Origin of the sequence: Chitinophaga niastensis (assembly GCF_003014755.1) — a bacterium.
Lineage (GTDB): Bacteria > Bacteroidota > Bacteroidia > Chitinophagales > Chitinophagaceae > Chitinophaga > Chitinophaga niastensis.
In genome coordinates this window covers 368107-386536 of record NZ_PYAW01000004.1, presented here as the reverse complement: position 1 = coordinate 386536, position 18430 = coordinate 368107, and the positions used below count along the sequence as shown (strand labels likewise).

The 18430-nt window shown below is 41.8% G+C and carries 15 protein-coding genes; 8 read left to right on the top strand and 7 right to left on the bottom strand.

The annotated features are described in order from the left end of the window. Window positions 1–274: 274 nt before the first annotated feature. The 4 genes from CLV51_RS20385 (at window position 275) to CLV51_RS20370 (ending at window position 4515) form a co-directional block, all read left to right on the top strand. Window positions 275–2050 (top strand): ABC transporter ATP-binding protein, encoded by a 1776-nt coding sequence (locus CLV51_RS20385; protein WP_106529924.1) that lies wholly within the window; start codon window positions 275–277, stop codon window positions 2048–2050. Between the two features lie 33 nt (window positions 2051–2083). Beyond that, the gene (locus tag CLV51_RS20380; protein ID WP_106529923.1) at window positions 2084–2749 is read left to right on the top strand and encodes a 4'-phosphopantetheinyl transferase family protein; all 666 of its coding nucleotides are present in this window, start codon (window positions 2084–2086) and stop codon (window positions 2747–2749) included. Window positions 2750–2833: 84 nt separating this feature from the next. Beyond that, window positions 2834–3946: a hypothetical protein gene (locus tag CLV51_RS20375; protein WP_106529922.1), complete on the top strand. Its 1113-nt coding sequence runs from the start codon at window positions 2834–2836 to the stop codon at window positions 3944–3946. 161 nt (window positions 3947–4107) lie between these two features. After that, the gene (locus CLV51_RS20370; protein ID WP_106529921.1) at window positions 4108–4515 is read left to right on the top strand and encodes a nuclease A inhibitor family protein; all 408 of its coding nucleotides are present in this window, start codon (window positions 4108–4110) and stop codon (window positions 4513–4515) included. 60 nt (window positions 4516–4575) lie between these two features. Here CLV51_RS20370 and CLV51_RS20365 read toward each other — a convergent pair whose 3' ends face one another. Beyond that, window positions 4576–5955, bottom strand: coding sequence for a DNA/RNA non-specific endonuclease (locus CLV51_RS20365; protein ID WP_106529920.1), 1380 nt, complete (start codon window positions 5953–5955; stop codon window positions 4576–4578). Between the two features lie 270 nt (window positions 5956–6225). Between CLV51_RS20365 and CLV51_RS20360 the strand changes: the two genes are divergently transcribed. After that, complete coding sequence (locus CLV51_RS20360) at window positions 6226–9048, top strand: outer membrane beta-barrel family protein (RefSeq protein WP_106529919.1); 2823 nt, start codon at window positions 6226–6228, stop codon at window positions 9046–9048. 104 nt (window positions 9049–9152) lie between these two features. On the opposite strand, the gene CLV51_RS20355 is transcribed toward CLV51_RS20360, so the two are convergent. Further along, complete coding sequence (locus CLV51_RS20355; RefSeq protein ID WP_106529918.1) at window positions 9153–9956, bottom strand: GLPGLI family protein; 804 nt, start codon at window positions 9954–9956, stop codon at window positions 9153–9155. Window positions 9957–10115: 159 nt separating this feature from the next. Here CLV51_RS20355 and CLV51_RS20350 point away from each other — a divergent pair, with 159 nt between their 5' ends. Next, the gene (locus CLV51_RS20350) at window positions 10116–11612 is read left to right on the top strand and encodes a sensor histidine kinase (protein WP_106529917.1); all 1497 of its coding nucleotides are present in this window, start codon (window positions 10116–10118) and stop codon (window positions 11610–11612) included. Window position 11613: 1 nt separating this feature from the next. Then, window positions 11614–12297 (top strand): response regulator transcription factor, encoded by a 684-nt coding sequence (locus CLV51_RS20345; protein WP_106529916.1) that lies wholly within the window; start codon window positions 11614–11616, stop codon window positions 12295–12297. Between the two features lie 21 nt (window positions 12298–12318). Here CLV51_RS20345 and CLV51_RS20340 read toward each other — a convergent pair whose 3' ends face one another. Together CLV51_RS20340 and CLV51_RS29185 are read right to left on the bottom strand one after the other, a co-directional pair. Continuing rightward, entirely contained in the window at window positions 12319–13065 is a 747-nt protein-coding gene (locus CLV51_RS20340; RefSeq protein ID WP_106529915.1) for a peptidase associated/transthyretin-like domain-containing protein, read from the bottom strand. A gap of 327 nt (window positions 13066–13392) precedes the next feature. Beyond that, on the bottom strand, window positions 13393–13530 hold the full coding sequence (locus tag CLV51_RS29185; protein ID WP_158267080.1) for a hypothetical protein: 138 nt from the start codon (window positions 13528–13530) through the stop codon (window positions 13393–13395). A gap of 618 nt (window positions 13531–14148) precedes the next feature. Here CLV51_RS29185 and CLV51_RS20330 point away from each other — a divergent pair. Then, the gene (locus CLV51_RS20330; protein ID WP_106529913.1) at window positions 14149–14973 is read left to right on the top strand and encodes a M57 family metalloprotease; all 825 of its coding nucleotides are present in this window, start codon (window positions 14149–14151) and stop codon (window positions 14971–14973) included. A 192-nt stretch (window positions 14974–15165) separates the two neighbouring features. Here the strand turns inward: CLV51_RS20330 and CLV51_RS20325 are convergent, their stop codons facing one another. The 3 genes from CLV51_RS20325 to CLV51_RS20315 all read right to left on the bottom strand — a co-directional run bounded on the left by CLV51_RS20325 (window position 15166) and on the right by CLV51_RS20315 (window position 18409). After that, window positions 15166–15552, bottom strand: a complete 387-nt coding sequence (locus CLV51_RS20325) for a hypothetical protein (RefSeq protein ID WP_106529912.1) — start codon at window positions 15550–15552, stop codon at window positions 15166–15168. Between the two features lie 392 nt (window positions 15553–15944). After that, a complete protein-coding gene (locus tag CLV51_RS20320; protein ID WP_106529911.1) occupies window positions 15945–17081 on the bottom strand; it encodes a 2-aminoethylphosphonate--pyruvate transaminase in 1137 nt (378 codons plus the stop codon). Window positions 17082–17086: 5 nt separating this feature from the next. Continuing rightward, a complete protein-coding gene (locus tag CLV51_RS20315; RefSeq protein ID WP_106529910.1) occupies window positions 17087–18409 on the bottom strand; it encodes a DUF5690 family protein in 1323 nt (440 codons plus the stop codon). Between the last annotated feature and the right edge of the window lie 21 nt (window positions 18410–18430).

Here is an 18430-nt window from a genome sequence, read left to right as displayed (position 1 = left end):
GCTCAATCAATCCTAAAATCCAATATATTTGTTCTGAATAAAAAATAAATGATTTACATTTCAGTATACTGCTAAAACGTATGTTACAACGTTCTACGCGATTTATCACTGCTGAAATTAACCGCCAACAATCTATTTTATAAAATAAACCCAAGTTTTTTTTCAATGCGATTTCCATTCACTGATTAGCCAAGAACCGCTGTAGTATTTAATAACACAGCATAAGGTTAAACAAACAAGTAAACCCTTATTGTAAAACTCCCAATATTTCGAAATGAAAACCCTCCCTCATGAGCCAGCTGCTAAAAAAGCGCAGTCTGCCACTTCCATAAAACAAACATGGCGTTTGTTTAAATATTTACAGCCACACTGGCCCGAGTTCAGTGCGGGCATGTTCTTTTTATTATTATCCAGCCTGGCAGGCCTGGCATTTCCAAAACTACTGGGGCAATTAATAGATGTCAGCAAACAGGATCATTCTTCCAAAACGATTAATCTTATTGGGCTGTCATTATTAGGTGTCCTTACTGCACAATCTGCCTTCTCTTTTTTCCGGATTATGTTGTTTGTAAATGTATCTGAAAAAACGCTGGCAACGCTCCGGCAAACTATTTACAATCACCTGATACAGCTGCCCATGAACTTCTTCCTGACCAGGCGCGTGGGTGAATTAAGCAGCAGAATATCATCAGACATCACCTTACTGCAGGAAACTTTTACCACCACGCTGGCAGAATTTGTACGACAAATAATCATCATTGTAGGTGGCCTCACCTTATTAATGATGACCTCCATCAGCCTTACCGGGTTCATGTTGGCTATCCTGCCGGTAATGGTGATTATCGCAGTTATTTTTGGTCGTTTCATTCGTCATTTCGCCAAAGATGTACAGAACCAGATGGCCTTTTCCAATACTGTTGTAGAAGAAACACTGCAGGGTATATTCAGTGTAAAAGCTTTTGCCAATGAATTTTTTGAAATGAAACGCTACCGGGATCGCACCAACGAAGCTGCGCGGATAGGTATGAAGGGCGGAAAATACCGGGGCGCCTTTTCTTCTTTCATTATTATGGGCATATTTGGCGCACTGGTAGCCGTCATATGGAGAGGCGCCGTTATAGGCCTGGATACAGGTAAACTGTTTTCATTTGTACTTTATTCTGTTTTCATTGGCAGCTCCATTGGCGGACTGGCAGAAATATATACCTCTTTACAAAAGAGTATCGGCGCCACAGAAAACCTGTTTCAAATACTGGATGAACCTGCCGAACCAATTACCAATGCTGCTTTAATTGCCCCTGAACATCTGCTGCACGGTGATATCAGTTTTAAAAATATTTCTTTCCATTATCCTTCCCGCGAAGACACACCTGTGTTGCAGGGCATGTCCTTTGATGTTGCTGCCAACCAGAAAGTAGCGCTGGTAGGGCCCAGCGGAGCCGGTAAAAGTACCATTGTATCATTGCTCCTGCGCCTGTATAATCCTGTAGGTGGCCATATCCTGTTTGACCAAAAAGAAAACCATATTATTCCTTTATCCGCACTACGCGCTCAAATGGCAGTAGTACCACAGGATGTCTTTTTGTTTGGCGGTACTATCGGCGAAAATATTGCTTATGGTAAACAGGATACCTCCGAAGAAGAACTGATCGAAGCAGCCAAAAAAGCGAATGCCTGGGAATTTATTCAACGGTTCCCCCTTGGACTCCAGACCATTGTAGGAGAACGCGGCATTCAGTTGTCCGGTGGCCAGCGGCAACGCATAGCCATCGCCCGTGCCGTGCTCAAGGCTCCCCGCATCCTGATATTGGATGAAGCTACTTCTGCATTGGATGCTGAATCAGAAAGACTGGTACAGGATGCCCTGAATAAACTGATGGAAGGCCGTACTTCGATCGTCATTGCACATCGATTAGCTACCATACGCCAGGCAGATAAAATTATTGTACTGGATAAAGGTGCTATTGTGGAAGAAGGTACCCATAAAGAACTGGTAAATGTAAACGATGGGCTCTATAAAAATTTAAGCGAAATGCAGTTTACGCAGTAATAAATCCGGGTGCCGTTTCGTAATATTGTTCACATGTCACATTTATTATACTATAGCCGGTTTGACACACCTCTTCCTGCACAACAATTTTTATATCTATTAAATAAAATGCCGGATAAAATAAAAGAGCGGGTGGTTAAATTCAAAAGATGGCAGGATGCGCATGCTTCCTTACTGGGGAAGCACCTTTTATTGCATGCTATGTCTGATTTGGGCTATGACATTAGTCTGAATGATCTTCAGTACACACAATACGATCGCCCGTTCATAGCAAATAATGCAGATTTTAATATCTCCCATTCCGGCACATTGGTCGTTTGTGTAATAAGTAATGATGGCCGGATAGGGATTGATATAGAGGAAAAGAAACCGATAGATATCACTGATTTCAATAATCAATTTTCACCGGAAGAATGGAGCATTATTACCCAATCACAACCGGCGACAGATTCCTTCTATGATTATTGGAGCAGCAAAGAAGCTATTCTGAAAGCAGACGGGATAGGCATATCAGTAGCGCTTTCAGCACTCAATACTGCCAACAGAAAGGAAGTAGATTTTAATAATCAAAAATGGTATCTACTGCGTGTAGACGATTTTCCCGATTATGCATGCCATATCGCCTGCAACGTTTTTAGCAGCAACTACCACTTACATCAAATAGACTTTCATACTGCTACCCTTCACTCCTCCTTGTAAAGGAGATGAAGGGTAGCAGTATGAAAGTTATCAAAATTGGTTTTAACTTATACTTATATTAGTACATTGCAAATGATATAAGTTATGTTATCAACTGCAAACGAAACCAGGGAAAACAAAAATAATACAGTAACTGATGGTACTGCTAAAAAGCAAAGCCATAGCAGTGCGGCCTTTCATTTTGCAGATAACCGGCCAGCAGCCATTGCCCAACGCAAAATGCAGGAGTTCGCTAATAACAGCCAACAGGTAAAACACCTGATGACTATACACCAAATGGCCAATAACAGCATTCATGCAAAAGGGGCGATGCAAATGCAGCAAATCGCCAATACCCCTTCTCCCGCTATATTGCAGCGGAAAGATGCACCGGAAGAAATTGAAACCGTTCAGCAAAAAAACGATAATGCCTCGCTGCCCGGCATAAAAAAGGAAGCCTTGAATAAAAACCTGCATGAGCATAATACTGCGACTGGTCCTGTTGCAAGTAACGCTCCCGTTCTTCAGGGCAGCTTTCTAAAAAACCTGGGATTCGGACTCGGGATGTTAACAGGTGTTGGTGCCTTAGGGTATGGTCTTTACCGGTATTATCGTCACAGGCGGCGGGAGAATACGCTCGCAGATATTCATAATGAACAGGCACCCCAGGTTATTACGGCAACAAATAATGTTGCAACACCCAGTGAAGCCGTAGCCGATAATCCCAATGCAGCCCAGGCGCTCAGAACATATCATATAGATATGAATAATGCTAATCCACTTGGCCTTGACCGTACAAGCCCGGAATTGATTAACATTGCTACACTGCATGAACGTACACACATATCCGCTGATATGGCCTACTCAGAAAACGCAGCTAATGCAAGAGGAGAAATAGTACACGCAAATCCATTAGCGCCAAATCATGTAGTGGCCCAATACAACCTTATTGATGCACGTTTACAAACACTTACAAATATTGTAACTAATGACAGTGCACTAACTGCTTTGCAGCGGGCCGACATGCATCAGCGTCTCAATTACGCAGGGGTACCAAGAGAATACGATCCGGTAATTAATGAGTTACTGGCTTATTCCAAAACATTTGGAATAAGAGCAAATTCTAAAACTGTAAAAGCCCTGGTTGAATTGGCAAGAGAGAATTTGACAAGACGAACAGCCGGTGGCCCACATCTGCAAGGCAATTGGCCCGCATAATGCTTACGTTTTTTCCAGCCGTTTTTCTCTCAAAAAAACCTTAACATAGCATTCATGCAGCATAGTGTCCCCTATTTATGAATTTCAGGTATATTTATTCCAGGCAGGATTACTGCGTTTTTTCAAGGAACATTATTATATCATCTTTAATTGTATGAACCATGCAAATTGCTGTTAGAGATCAACTTGAACCACTACTACAGGACATGCTGTACATCAGCGAATCTGAATATCCGCTGGAGCTGCTAAACCTGGGTACTTATACTGATGATGCAGCATTGTACAGTACTGTATCACAGGAAACATCCATTCCATTTGACGGAGCTGTTGTAAAAGAAGATGCAGATATTTTTTTTGAAGAAACAATCAGTAACCTGATAAATGGCGGAGATAGTGTATCTGCCGGATTAGGCAAAAAATATGAACAGCTCTATGCATTTGTACAATCAACTTTTCCTGAGCGATGGGTTTCCCGCGTAACAATTGGTGCAGAAGTGAATATCTGTATCATTGGTATTACTGCAGATAATGAATGTAGTGTAATAAAAACACTGGCTATTGAAACCTGATATCTGTTGATGATATAAAAACTAAAAGGCCGGCAATACAATAATTGCCGGCCTTCTTCATTAATTTCCGCTATCTACTTTCGATTTCAGTACACTGGCTATATTAGCCGGAACATTTGACAAAAGGGTATAATTGGTAGCAGATTCAATGTTATTAACAGAAGTAAGATAAGATTTCCAATCAGCGCTTACACTGTTATCATTAGGTGTATTTACAGCTATCACCCTGGTGGTGGTAGTGATACGCGACAGGTCGTTATTACCATTAGGTATTACTACTACTACTTTCCAGATGTTGCTGGGAACATTCACATTGCCATTATCAATTGTACCTGCACTTCCGTTGCTACCGGTACCACCACTGCCATAACTACCCATTACCACGTATACTTCGTTACCGGCAGTCACCAGTGTACGGATATAGTTTTCCAGGTTAGCCCACAGATTCCGGTTATTATTAGGCGCCTGAGGGATCATATTAGTCATGAGGAAAGTAGTTGAATTGGCAGTTGCGTCTGCGGTTCTATCACCGGACGGGCAGTTATGACCTCTGTCAAAACCACTACCAGTATAGCTGGTTTGAGACACCTGGTACCATCCGGCAGGTAAAGTATTATCGGCTCTGAAATTATTGGAACGCGAATTACTACCCAGATCTGAAGCACCTATATGCCAGCTTACCCAATTGGGCTCCCCCTTATCACGGCTATATGAAAGTTTAAAATAGGTTTTATCCATCAGGTAATTATTTATCAGCACAATGGAAGAGGAAGCATTGCTGGGATTACCTAACAGCAGATTATCGTTATCACCGGGAACACCACCACCGCCGGTACCGGTAGTATCAACCGATCCTGCGGTAACTACAAATGTATCAAAGTTGATACGGTTGCTGCCGCCATCCGTTTTGCGGATATCAAAACGTACTTTACCACTGGCGGTGTAGGAAAAGGAAGCTGTTTGTAAAGTGGTGGAAGCAGCCGTAATGGTATTCCCCACTTTAACGTAGGTACCTCCCTGGTTTGCAGAAGCCCACAACTCCCAGCTACCATTGCCATCAGTACCATACACTGCATGCTTAACGGTAACGGTTACACTGCCGGTGGCATTCAGGTCAAAATTCATGCTGGCAATACCGCTATTACGTACTCTTACGGACTTAGCGCCTTCTTTACGATCATTGGCGAGTGTACCGATTAAGGCGTCTGAAAGATTCCAGGAGCCACTGGTCAGGGCTACATCTCCTGCGGCATAGGAGGTCTTGGAGCCTTGTTCAAAATCCTCTGCTAATAATTGTGTGCTTTCTGTTCTGACACCATTTGTTTTTACATTTTTTTGAGCAGATTCGGGAGGAGGTGTAACTAATGCGTCCTTATTACAACCTGCAAAAATAGCTGACGCAAACGCCAGGTAAATAAGTGCTTTCATTTTGGGTTTCATACTACTTTGGATTTAAGAGTGGATAAACTAAAAGATACCACTAAACTCCTTGGAAATGGAATATCCGGTATTAAGCTTTCCTTAAATCATGGTATTGCTGAAAATCCTTTTGTATATCCTGTTTCTCCTGATTATTTTAAATTCGGATATGGGGAATTAACAATAACCTCTTTTTATTAACCTTCCTTAACATTAATGCAAGGCTTGTTAACCTGTTTTTGCAGGTGGTGGAACTACTTTCGTAATTGGTTTACAAAGTAAAAGATCACTATGCAAAAAATCTACCTATTGCTGATAGCCTGCTGTCTTGCTTTTGCCGCCCACGCGCAAAAGAATGGCTCTATTAAAGGTACCCTTTTAGATACCATCGGCAGGCAACCCGTTGCATCGGCTACCATCACACTTTTGAAAAAAAAGGATTCCTCGCTGGTCACCTTTACCATGACCGACAACAAGGGATATTTTGAACTTACCGGTATTGCCGCCGGCGGAGAATACCGGCTGCTCATTACCCATGTAAATTATCACAATGCCAGCCGGCTTGTTACGATCAGCCCTACCACACCCAACACCAACCTCAATAACATCATACTCCATGATCTGACCAAAACGCTGGATGAGGTGGTGGTAACTGCAGAAGCGCCACCCGTTACGCTTATTGGTGATACCATTCAATATAACGCCGGTTCGTTTAAAACACAGCCTAATGCCAATGTAGAGCAACTGCTAAAAAAAATGCCCGGTATACAGGTAGATAAAAACGGTACCGTAAAAGCCCAGGGACAAAAGATAAATCGTATACTGGTAGATGGCAAAGAATTTTTTGGTTCCGACCCTAAAATTGCTACCAAAAATCTGCCTGCCGATGCGGTAGACAAAGTGCAGGTATACGACAAACTCAGTGATGCTGCCCAGTTGACCGGATTTGATGATGGCAATAGCGAAAAGACCATCAACCTCAAACTGAAACAGGATAAAAAGAAAGGGCTGTTTGGCAAAGCCACTGCCGGTGCAGGCACTAACAACAGGTACGAGGGGCGTTTTAATGTAAACTCCTTTAAAGGTGCCAGGCAGCTGTCTGCTATCGGTATGGTCAATAATACCAATGCAGAAGGATTTTCTTTTATGGACCTGATGAATTTTACCGGTGAGCTGAACCGCATGCAGCAAAACGGCAGTGGAAATATCAGCTTCACATTGAATGCAGATGATCCTGTTGCCGCGTTAATGGGTAGTGGTAACAGTAACGGCATTAAAACCATCTGGGGCGGGGGTATCAACTACAACAACATCATCGGTAATAAAACCAACTTCACCAGCAACTATTTTTACAACCGCTACAACCCTTACCAGGAAAGCGTTGTACAGCGTCAGTATTTTCTCCCTGACTCATCTTATTTCTACAATCAGCATTCCACCAGCGATAACCTTTACAATAGTCATCGCCTCAATCTTAGCGCTGATATTCGCATTGACTCATTTAATTCTGTTAAAATATCATCTTCCATTGGTCACCAGGAAACCCGTAATAATGGCTATAGCAGTTATGAAACACTTTCAGAAAATCAGCAACCGGCCAACCAGGGATTCAGCAATAACTATTCTTTGGGCCATGGTACTAATTTTAGTAATGATGTGTTGTTCAGGAAAAAATTTCACCGCAAAGGCAGAACATTTTCACTCGGCCTGCAAACCAGCTCCAATAACAGTGAGAGTAATGGCAGCCTGCTTTCCGTTAATCACTATTACAACCGCCACCCATCCCAGCCTGACTATGATTCTATCAATCAGCGTAACACTATATCGGGCAACCTTAACAGCCATGCCGTGCGCGCTGTGTATACAGAGCCTTTGTTCAGGCGCTCCTTACTCGAATTCAGCCTGGGCAGCAGCAATACAAAAACTACCTCCGATAAAATAACCTATGACTATAACCAGCAAAACGACAAGTTCGATCAACTGAACCCTCGTCTGACAAATAATTTTGAAAATACCTACGGGTACACCAATGCAGGACTACGTCTGCGTACAAAGCGGAAAAAATTCAGCCTGGCAGCAGGTTTCAATTGGCAGCAGGCAGCCTTCAAAGGAAAGATCATTGCCGGTACCAAAGATTCGGTTATTCATAAAACGTTTTACAACCTGTTACCATCTCTCCGGTTTAAATACGATTTTACCCGTTACCGCAATCTCAATATCAACTATGCTGCTATTACCAACCAGCCCAATATGTCGCAGCTACAGCCAGTACCCGATATAACAGACCCGCTGAATATCCGCGAAGGCAATCCTGATCTGAAACAGGAGCTTACACATGCTGTGCAGCTGAACTTTATTTCCGTTAATCCTTTCAGGAATAAAAACCTGTTCGCCTTTTTTGATCTGCAGGAAACACAAAATAAAATCGTGGATGACGATGTAGTGGATACCCTCGGCGTTAAACATACCCGCCCGGTAAATATCAACGGTGCATACAATATGACCGGTAATATCAGCCTGGGGTTACCACTCCGTTTGTTGAAAGGTACCGTCAACTTCAGCACTAATGTGGGCTACAGTAAAACAAAACAGTTTATTAATGCCGTACCCAATACCATCCGTACTTTCACGCTGGGGCCCACAGCACGTTTCGATATAAATCCTTCCAGTAAAGTAGATCTGTCGCTCAGTGCCGGATTTAATTATTACAAAACCGCTTATTCGCTGCAAGCTGCACTTAACACCGGCTATTTTTCACAGCAATATGAAGGAGCAATAAACTGGCAGCTGCCGGCTAATTTTTATTTCAGCACCAGTTTTACTTATACTATTAACAGCCAGCGTGCGAATGGCTTTAATACAAAGGTGCCATTATGTAATGCGTCTTTTAGCCGTCAGTTCCTGCACTTTAACCGGGGAGAACTGAAGCTGAGCGTTTATGATCTGCTGAATGAAAATGTAGGCATCAGCCGCAGTACTAACCAAAACTATATTGAAGACAGCCGGGTAAAAAATCTGCAACGTTTTTTCCTGCTGAGCTTTACTTATAGTCTGAGTAAAAACGGTCTTTCACAGGGTAGCCCGGACGGTGGACTCAAGATCATACGACATTAAAAAAATGTCAGGTGCTGGCTTGAAACAAAATGGCTCCGGGATATTATTCCCGGAGCCATTTGATTTTATCCTTGTTTACCTGGTTAAATAATGAGCCTGCCCATTTACTGGCTGATACGTATTGATCTTCCTTTTCCGCCACTATTATTGCGTTGCATTTCTTCCACCAACTTATCTCTTTCTTTGGCAAATTCGGCGGTGGTTACTTTTTTCCCTTTGGAAGGCTCCTTAATAGCAGATAGATCTGCCTGGGCAGACACCTCTATGGCCTTGTAAACACTTCGGCTATCATTAATGTCGATGCCCAGGATAAGTCCCGGCAGCTGGCCCTGGTATTCGGGACCAGCCGGTACCGGAATGGAGGGTGTAAACCAAACCGTGATATTAGAGGTATCCGCTACTTCCTGTTTTTTCATCTCCCCATTGTCCATAGTGGTCACTATACGTTTACCAATACGCTGGGTTATCGCCTGTTGACAGGGATAATTGAGAATGGTAGTTGTTTCGCCGGTCAGCTTCCAGTTCAGTTTATGTATACTGTCTGCAATAATATAATTCTTTGCACCAAACTCACGCTGCTCCACTACATGATCTGTTGCGAAATTAGTATAGGTCACGTCATTGGCGTCGGCCATCACCATGTGTATCTGCATCCCGCCTTCGGCTGAAGAAAATTCATCGGGTGCATCATCTTCTACCGTTCGACGCAGGGACTGGTTGTTATCAAACAATACTTCCAGTTTATCCTTACGTGTATGTGGGAGGAGGTGCGCTGCTTCATCACCCATGCCTTGCATGCGCATCTGCATCTGTACAGTGCGTTCATATAATACTTTCCCCTGTTTTTGCTGACCATTGGCAGTAAAAAGCAGCATGCCCAGGGAAAGTGTAAAGATTATTTTCTTCATGGTATATATTTTAAGATAATAAAGCTATTCGGTTCCAGCCGGAACACAGGTTAACATGACTTGATTTAATGTTAATTAAGGTTAATGTTTCTGTGCCGGGGAAAAAGGAATTGATACATTTGAGATAGGAATGCCGATACAAACTATATAATTCACCAGGTGCGATATAAACTTTCCATACCAGTTACCGTTTTCCTGATTGTACTGACAATCATGCTGATCACTGCTTTCCAGGCATACTGGCTGAGTAAAAATTATCATGAAGAAAAAAAACTATTTGCTACCCGTACCAATATACTTTTCCGCGAAACAGTTTTCCGGTTGCAGGCCGCCAAGCTAAAACTGGATTCCAACATCAATATCCGCATACAGGAACGGGAAGGTGTTATGGGCATATCAAATGTACTGCAGGAAAAAATGAGGGATGCTGCCACTGCTAAGCCATCAGTACAGCACACCATGATTGTTGCCGTGAATAACCGTCATACTCAGGGCGCAGCCAGGGATTCATTTAATGTACAATACACCGTTAATAAGGGCGGTCCTCCTGAAAGCGTTTTCGCTTTCCTGTCGGGTGTGGATTCACTGCGTGATTCCATCACTGTAAAAGAAATTTACAACCGCTATAGTAAAGCATTAGAGAAGGAAAAGATCAACCTGCCTTTTGTTATCAATGTTCTTCCTGCAGATACAACTATAAAAGCATTCGATCCATTCCAGGAAGATCTGGACGCCAATATCGTAACCATTGGCTTTACAAAACCTGTCAGGTACCAGGTTTTATTTGAAAATAATACCTGGTACCTGTTGAAGCGCATCAGCCAGCCTATTCTTATTTCAGTCCTCCTGCTTGGCGTAACCATATTATCTTTTTTACTACTATACAGGAACCTGCAACAACAACAAAAGCTCGCGCAGCTTAAAAATGATTTTATCAGTAACATGACCCATGAGCTGAAAACGCCTATTGCCACCGTAAGTGTAGCCATCGAAGCCTTAAGGAGTTTTGATGCGCTGGAAGACCGGCAAACAACAAATGAATACCTCGATATATCGGCCAATGAAATGCAGCGGCTGTCATTATTGGTGGATAAAGTTTTAAAGCTGTCCATGTTTGAGAACAGAGAGATCGCTTTGAATAAAGAACAATTTGATATCAGGGAGCTGGCCAGAAGTGTAATGGTTTCAATGAAGCTGCAGCTCGAAAAACAACATGCCGCCACTACTTTAAAAACAACCGGCAACAACTTTATCATTACCGCAGACAAACTGCATATGACAAGTGTGCTATACAATCTGCTGGATAATGCTTTAAAGTACAGTATTAAAGACCCGAATATCCTTATTCATATCATTGATCATAAACAATACCTGGAAATATGCGTAACCGACAACGGGATAGGTATTGCCAAAGAATACAAAAACAAAATATTTGAAAAGTTCTTCCGCATACCCAATGGTAACCGGCATAATATAAAAGGATATGGCCTTGGTTTAAGTTATGTGTCGCATATCGTACAACGTCATATGGGCTTTATAACCGTAGAAAGCGAACTAAATGAAGGCAGTACTTTTTCCGTTAAACTTCCTTTTGCAGAAGCACCGATCATTTATTACGATAAAAACAGGCGAATTGTAAAATTTAAAACCAGCTGAGATGAGCATTAAAATCCTATATGTTGAAGACGAATTATCCCTGGGCAAAATTGTAAAAGAAAGCCTGCAGCGACGGGGCTTTGAGGTAATATTGGAGAGCGACGGGGCTAACGTGTTGTCACTGTTCAAACAGATAAACCCGGCGGTATGCGTGCTGGATGTAATGCTGCCCAATAAAGATGGTTTTGAAGTGGCCGAAGAAATACGCGCCCTCAATGCCGAAGTTCCCATCTTATTTCTGACCGCCAAAACACAAACCGCCGACCTTGTAAAAGGTTTTACACTCGGTGGCAATGATTATATCCGGAAGCCTTTCAGCATGGAAGAATTGATTGTGCGCATTGATAATGTATTGCGCAAAACAGAAGGTGCCCCCTCTCCAACCGCAGACCACATCAGGATTGGCAAGTTCCGGTTTTATACCAACCGTCAGATACTGGCCAATGGAGGAGAAGAAAAAAAGCTGTCGTATAAGGAAAGTGAACTGCTCAAATTATTATACGAAAACCGTAATGGTATTATAGACAGAAAAAATATACTCGACCTGCTTTGGGGCCACGATTCTTTTTTCAACAGCCGGAATCTTGATGTGTACATTACCCGGCTACGCGTGCGCCTGAAAGAGGATGAAAACCTGCAAATATTAACGATAAAAGGAATTGGCTACCGGTTTGTGCTGGATTAGATTGATTTTAAAGCGGCTTCCTTAGGGTTGGACAGGATGTTCCCTCCTCCATTTTTCGGAAAAGAATTTACCCCCCTCCTGAATGTATTTATAGTATTCGTATTCGTTCTCGAAACCCTGCAGCATTTCATAACTGGGTCTGTATTCAATCATAAAGCTATCCAGGGCCGGCGACTGTAAACCCGTTATTTTCTTTATCAGTTCCTTGTTAAACCGGTGATCTACATATTTATCGCGTTCATCCCACTCCAGGTAACGTTTAAAAGCTTCCATCCTTTTGACCTTTTTCATACTGAACAACAGGTCCAGGTTAACGCCCACACCGGCCCCACCACTGCCACCCGACAAATAATCCCGCTCATAATCAAACACTTTCCGGTACTCGTCGCGGTTTTTCAATGAATCCAATTGATAACTGCGCCGCATCGTGGATATCACCACTGTTGGTAATACCTGGATATCTACATGCAGGCTCATATCGAAGGGACGGTTGGTAGGAATGTCTTTTACAGGGAATTTCATGGTAGCTTTCCCCTGGTAAGAAAAACTAATGGAATCAGTGGTATGCAATTTAATGCTGTAATGTCCTGAAGAATCAGTAATGGTGCCGCCACCGGAAGTGCTCATAACGCTCACGCCAGGCATTCCGAAGCGCGCTGAACGTTCATATACAGTTCCGCTGATCCGCACCTGTCCGCTGGCTACGAGGCTAAACAGGACTAATAGGGTAAATATTGTTGTCTTTTGTAAAAGATTAAAAGTGCTCATTTCGCCCCCAATCTAAGACAGGATGAAAACATACGCAAGAATAGCCCAAATATTAACAATTCATTTTGTCTGGTTTCAGCGCCATTTCCATGGTATCGAAACAAAAGCGAAGTACATTAATAACCCTACCCATAAAGACAAGCTAATAATCATTGCTGATTATAGCTTGTCTTTTTTTAGTTACCCCGATTGTTGTATAATTCCACCAACGTTACTTCTCCGGCAGGGTAATAAAACATTCTTCTTCAGGAAGAATAAAAGTTATAAATTCTATCAGGTAAGGATTCCAAACTTTTTTATTATCTCACTTAATAAACTAAATTCAGTTTACCTGTAATATCCATGTTCATGATAATAATGATGATGATGAGGGCGGCAATATCCCGGCCTGTCGCGAACAACCAGGCAACTACTTAATCCGGAAATAAGGATTGCTGCGATGATAAAATATTTCAATGTTTTCATGATTGTTAGTTTTGAGTATACATGATGAATTGATGGAAGTTAAGCTGCTGCAGGTGGTTTAAGCTTCCTGTTCAGATATAGTAAATGATAAAATTGTGCCAGACTGGGGCGGGAACTATTATCTATTGTTAACGTATTGAATGTGCCATTAATTTCAATGGCCTCAGCTGCTTTTCCGATGACGACTGCTGCATTTCTGTTTCTCTTATATATGAGTTGCAGTTACCGCTCCGGGTTTATTAAAATTTGATTAAAAAAATGCTAATGTAGATTGAGCTGAGCAGAAAGCTGTAATATTGGATAATTGATAATTGATATTTACTGGTTACAACAACGATTGAGACACTAGACCATCATCTTTAAGCAAATCGTATAACCCTTCGAGCAAACCTGAATCACTGGAAAGACCTGGAATTCACCATTAGGAATAAGTTTGATTTAATCGGCAGGCATATGCAGGCAATCGGCCTGATAGCTTTATTTACTGTAGACAACTATTGCTTTTAGGGTATTTTCTTTTAATTATTCAACCTGAACATCGGCTATAAATGTAGCTGTAGTATACCTTTTTTTCATGCAGGCACGATAGTATAATTTAAAAACCCAAAATCTCCATCAATGAAAAATCAAACCCTGTTATTTTGTATCTGCCTGATGGCAGCTTCGCTGGTTATTTCCTGCCAGAAGGATAACAAACAACGTAGTATTGAAAAAGTAAAAGTTCCTGATGCTGTTTTAGCACAAATCAAAACAAAAGGATTCAGTACAAGAAATGTACATGCAGTAAATGGCGGCTATCTTGTAGAGGGCGATATTTTCCTGAGCACAAAGGACCTTGCAAAAAAAGCTACTGCCAATAAATTAAGAATTGCAAAAACAGAACAGTACGTTACCAACAACCAGGTAAGTGGATTGCCACGTGTTATCACGGTGCTCGTAACTGGCCTGGGTAGCGCTTTTGTACAGGGAACAGACCTGGCTATCCAGCGCTATAATGCACTGAACCTTCGTGTACAGTTTCAGCGCATCAGCAGTGGTAATGCTGATATTACTATCCAGGGCTTTTATGAAGGCCCCAGTGGTGGTTATATTACATTAGGCTCATCTGGTTTTCCTACAGATGCCGGAGATCCATTCAATCTTGTTCAGATGAACACACATCCTGATGCTTATGGAAGCAACCCTGATGTGTTGTATGTAGGGTCTGTCATTCAGCACGAAATCGGACATTGTATTGGAATGCGCCATACAGATTATATGGACCGTTCTTACAGTTGCGGTGGTGATCCCGTAGACGAAGGAGATGGCGGCATAGGTGCTGTCAATATCCCCGGAACACCAAGTGGCCCGGATGCAGATTCATGGATGCTCGCCTGTTCTAATGGCGGGGACCGTACATTTAATGCCAATGATATCATTGCATTAAACTACCTCTATCAATAAGTCAGCCTGGTAGGATGCATTGAAAAATAATTATCATCATTACAGATGAGAAAGGTTACACTCCTCAGATCGTGCCAGTGTAACCTTTTTTATTGTGCGCTGTTATTAACAGCATCACCAGGTACAAATAAAAATCCCCGGGGATGCTTAATAAAACATCTCCCGGAGCGCAACAGTAAACTGAATAATTTATTATGGCAAAATTCCTCCCTGTATCACGCCGGTCAGGTCTTTTGTTACAAGTGTAGTACCGTCGTAAAACTGAACAGTTGCTGTACCGTTGATCTGATACTGAAGGAATTTCCAATGAAGCACTGTTCCCGAAAAGCTAACCACTGCTAAATCCTGTCCTGTACTGGCTTTCTGAACTTCAATGTAAGTAATAGGTTGCGGAGCCGGTTTAGACAGGTCAGCAAAAAAAGTATAAACGTAAGTTCCATCAACAATATAACCAAGCGCTGTACCTGATGGAACTGATACTGTTTTGTGACTCATACTTTTATTACTATCTGTTGGTATAAAAGAGGATAGCGTTAGTGTTACAAAAGCAAAAAGAAATAAAAATGATAGTTTTTTCATAGCAATCTGTTTGAGATTATTGTAAAATGTAATTCCCTCTAATGTTTTTTAGAGAATTGGTTTTATATGGGTTTACTGTTGCAAAGTTGGGTGCAAAAAATCCGGCATAAGCAAAAAATGGTTTTCAGATTCGGTTGGCATCAAAAGAAATATTTGATGGCTAAAAGATAGTCTTTTTTATATTTTAATGGAAGTAATATTTTAACATTCTAATGTCATTTTAATTAAGTGTTGGGGATTAAGTCCGGATGATGCGTTTTCACCTTTACCCATCGCCAATTAAAATTATAAAAAATTGATGAAAGCCGCATCCATAGAATTATTAAGAAAAACAAAAGCGCTTCAAATCTTTCAATTTGAAGCGCTTTAGCCCGTGACAGGCTCCTGCTAGGCTATGAATGTAAGGTAGTACCAGCTACTGTTCCAACACTACGCTCTTCTTTCATCACCTCTTTTATGGCAATGATCAAAGCCTTTACATCTGCCGGGAATATCTGTCCGATGTTGCCAATACGGAAGGCATTTGCCTTCCCCAATTTACCCGGATAAATTACAAAGCCACGTTTGTTAAGCTTTTCATAGAACCGTTCGAAATTAAACGCCGGATCATCAGGATAAAGAAAGGAAGTAATGATATGCCCCTGGATTGCGGGGGGAAGGTATTGTTTGAAGCCCAGTTCCGACATGCCTGTATCTAAAACAGATTTGTTTTCCTTATAACGTTTTTCCCTGGCAGCCACACCGCCTTCTTCCTTCAGTTCTTCCAAAGCCTGGCGGAAAGCCATGATACTCAGGGTTGGTGGTGTAAATCTGAATTGTCCGTTGGCTTCCAGTCCGGCCCATTGTTCATACAAATCAAGGCTCAAACTTCTGGCCTGTCCTTTGGCTTTTTCCAATTCATTTTTTTTGCAAATGGCAAATGCAAAACCGGGAACACCTTCAATACACTTGTTGGAGGAAGATACCAAAAAATCAATCTGCATCGCCTTCATATCCATCTTCACACCACCGAAACTGCTCATGGCATCCACAATAAAAACCTTGTTATACATTTTGCAAACAGCGCCAATTTCCTCCACAGGATTAAAAAGTCCGGTTGTTGTTTCACTATGAATACAGGCTACATGTGTTACTTCGGGATGCGCCGCTAAAAATTTTTCTGTGGCGGCGGCTGTTACAATTTCATCCTCCGCAAACCGCATCACATGGTGATGGAGCTGATGAATGTTTGCCATCTTTACCATTCGTTCGCCATAAGCACCATTCGCTAAAATAAGTAATGCATCGTTTTTGCCAATCACACTGCTAACAACACTTTCAATACCAAATGTCCCTGAACCCTGCATCAATACCGATTCATAACCTTCTTCCTTTGAAACATCTGCCAGCGTCAATAATTCACTGCGGGTTTGTTTAACGGCCTGTACAAATTCATCATCTCTCGACCCAACATCCTGTAGCATAGCCTCTTTCACAGTAAGTGAGGTAGAAAGCGGACCTGGTGTAAATAATAATTTCTTTTGACTCATGTTAATTAATTTAGTGTTTGAAGTTTTCCCAGTTTTTTTATGACCGGGCCTTTTACGCCCAGCCTGCGATTAAAAAACACAACAATGATCAGCAGCAATACGGTACAGATCAAAGTAAGCAGGTAACTAAAACGCATCAACATTTTTGACCAGCTGGTATCTCTCATAAAAAACTCTTTATACAAAAGCAAACCAACACTCCCGAGATAACCAATGGAATCGCAGATATAAATAAAAAAACCTGCATTGGCTTTTAACTTAAACAAAGCAATGATCCGCTCAAAAACCGCCACCTGTATAGGAATATAGGCAAGAAACAGGCCCATGCCAGACAACAGCATCCACCAAAATGGCTCCAGCCGGTGTATTTGAAAAAGCAAAGTGCTTCCACCGCAAAGCAATACACCAAAAGTGATCAGCCATTGTGTACCCCAAAAGCCCCTGATATTATTTCGTATCAGTGACAGGCACCCAACAGCAAATAAAACCACACTCCCACTGATCATTTCTGTTTTTGAAAACACCGTTTTATCCCATGAAGGTTGAATTTCATTCCAGATCTCTACTGAAAAATTGTCCCGGAAATCACGCATGGTGGTTAAAAAAGTGTACATCAATACAAAGCATAAAATGCCCCATCCCAACTCCTTCAATACATTTTTTTTGTCCACGGCGGTCATAGGCAAACGCTCTGCACGCAACAGTTTATCCGTCTCTGTCGGCGCAGGGATCATAGCAAGCATCCATGAGAAAAAAAGAAATAAAGGCAGAAAAATAAGCCCGATCACGCAGGGAAGCCAGAACTCTGAAACAGCAGGCAACCATCCATGTATAGTGAAGTAAACTGTTTTTAAAATTCCTGATGAAACAATCAGGCTGATACTCAGGCCCATGCCCAATACCTCAGTAAATCGCCTGCCTTCCAGGTAATTAAAAATAATCCCCCACACCATACCTAATGGAAGCCCGTTAAAAAAAAGAAAAACAAAATTGTACGGCGCACGTGCAAGACCAAAGAACAATAAGCTGATCTCAGCGAATACAATTAAACCAATGATCAGCCGCTGACGATTTTTAGGTTTTAACTCGGAGATAACTTTGATGCCAATAAATTTTGACGACATATACCCGAGTGCCTGTGCGATGATCAATATGGCTTTGTAATCCATTCCAAAAAAATGATCACCACTGTAAGTACCGGCATTAAATGGCTTACGGAAGGCATACATGCAGAAGTAAGTGCCGAAAGCAGCTACCATAGACCATGCAATAAAAAAATGTTTCGACCTGTTGAGTTGATTGGTTAGTATACTCACTTTAGATTTCATCACAAATTATTTTTCATAATT

Coding starts and splice junctions, on each gene's coding strand:
- CLV51_RS20325 (WP_106529912.1), bottom strand. CDS start 15,552: ATGAAAAAACTATCATTTTTATTTCTTTTTGCTTTTGTAACACTAACG.
- CLV51_RS20355 (WP_106529918.1), bottom strand. CDS start 9,956: ATGAAGAAAATAATCTTTACACTTTCCCTGGGCATGCTGCTTTTTACT.
- CLV51_RS20380 (WP_106529923.1), top strand. CDS start 2,084: ATGTCACATTTATTATACTATAGCCGGTTTGACACACCTCTTCCTGCA.
- CLV51_RS20345 (WP_106529916.1), top strand. CDS start 11,614: ATGAGCATTAAAATCCTATATGTTGAAGACGAATTATCCCTGGGCAAA.
- CLV51_RS20385 (WP_106529924.1), top strand. CDS start 275: ATGAAAACCCTCCCTCATGAGCCAGCTGCTAAAAAAGCGCAGTCTGCC.
- CLV51_RS20360 (WP_106529919.1), top strand. CDS start 6,226: ATGCAAAAAATCTACCTATTGCTGATAGCCTGCTGTCTTGCTTTTGCC.
- CLV51_RS20315 (WP_106529910.1), bottom strand. CDS start 18,409: ATGAAATCTAAAGTGAGTATACTAACCAATCAACTCAACAGGTCGAAA.
- CLV51_RS20370 (WP_106529921.1), top strand. CDS start 4,108: ATGCAAATTGCTGTTAGAGATCAACTTGAACCACTACTACAGGACATG.
- CLV51_RS20375 (WP_106529922.1), top strand. CDS start 2,834: ATGTTATCAACTGCAAACGAAACCAGGGAAAACAAAAATAATACAGTA.
- CLV51_RS20365 (WP_106529920.1), bottom strand. CDS start 5,955: ATGAAACCCAAAATGAAAGCACTTATTTACCTGGCGTTTGCGTCAGCT.
- CLV51_RS20340 (WP_106529915.1), bottom strand. CDS start 13,065: ATGAGCACTTTTAATCTTTTACAAAAGACAACAATATTTACCCTATTA.
- CLV51_RS20330 (WP_106529913.1), top strand. CDS start 14,149: ATGAAAAATCAAACCCTGTTATTTTGTATCTGCCTGATGGCAGCTTCG.
- CLV51_RS29185 (WP_158267080.1), bottom strand. CDS start 13,530: ATGAAAACATTGAAATATTTTATCATCGCAGCAATCCTTATTTCCGGA.
- CLV51_RS20320 (WP_106529911.1), bottom strand. CDS start 17,081: ATGAGTCAAAAGAAATTATTATTTACACCAGGTCCGCTTTCTACCTCA.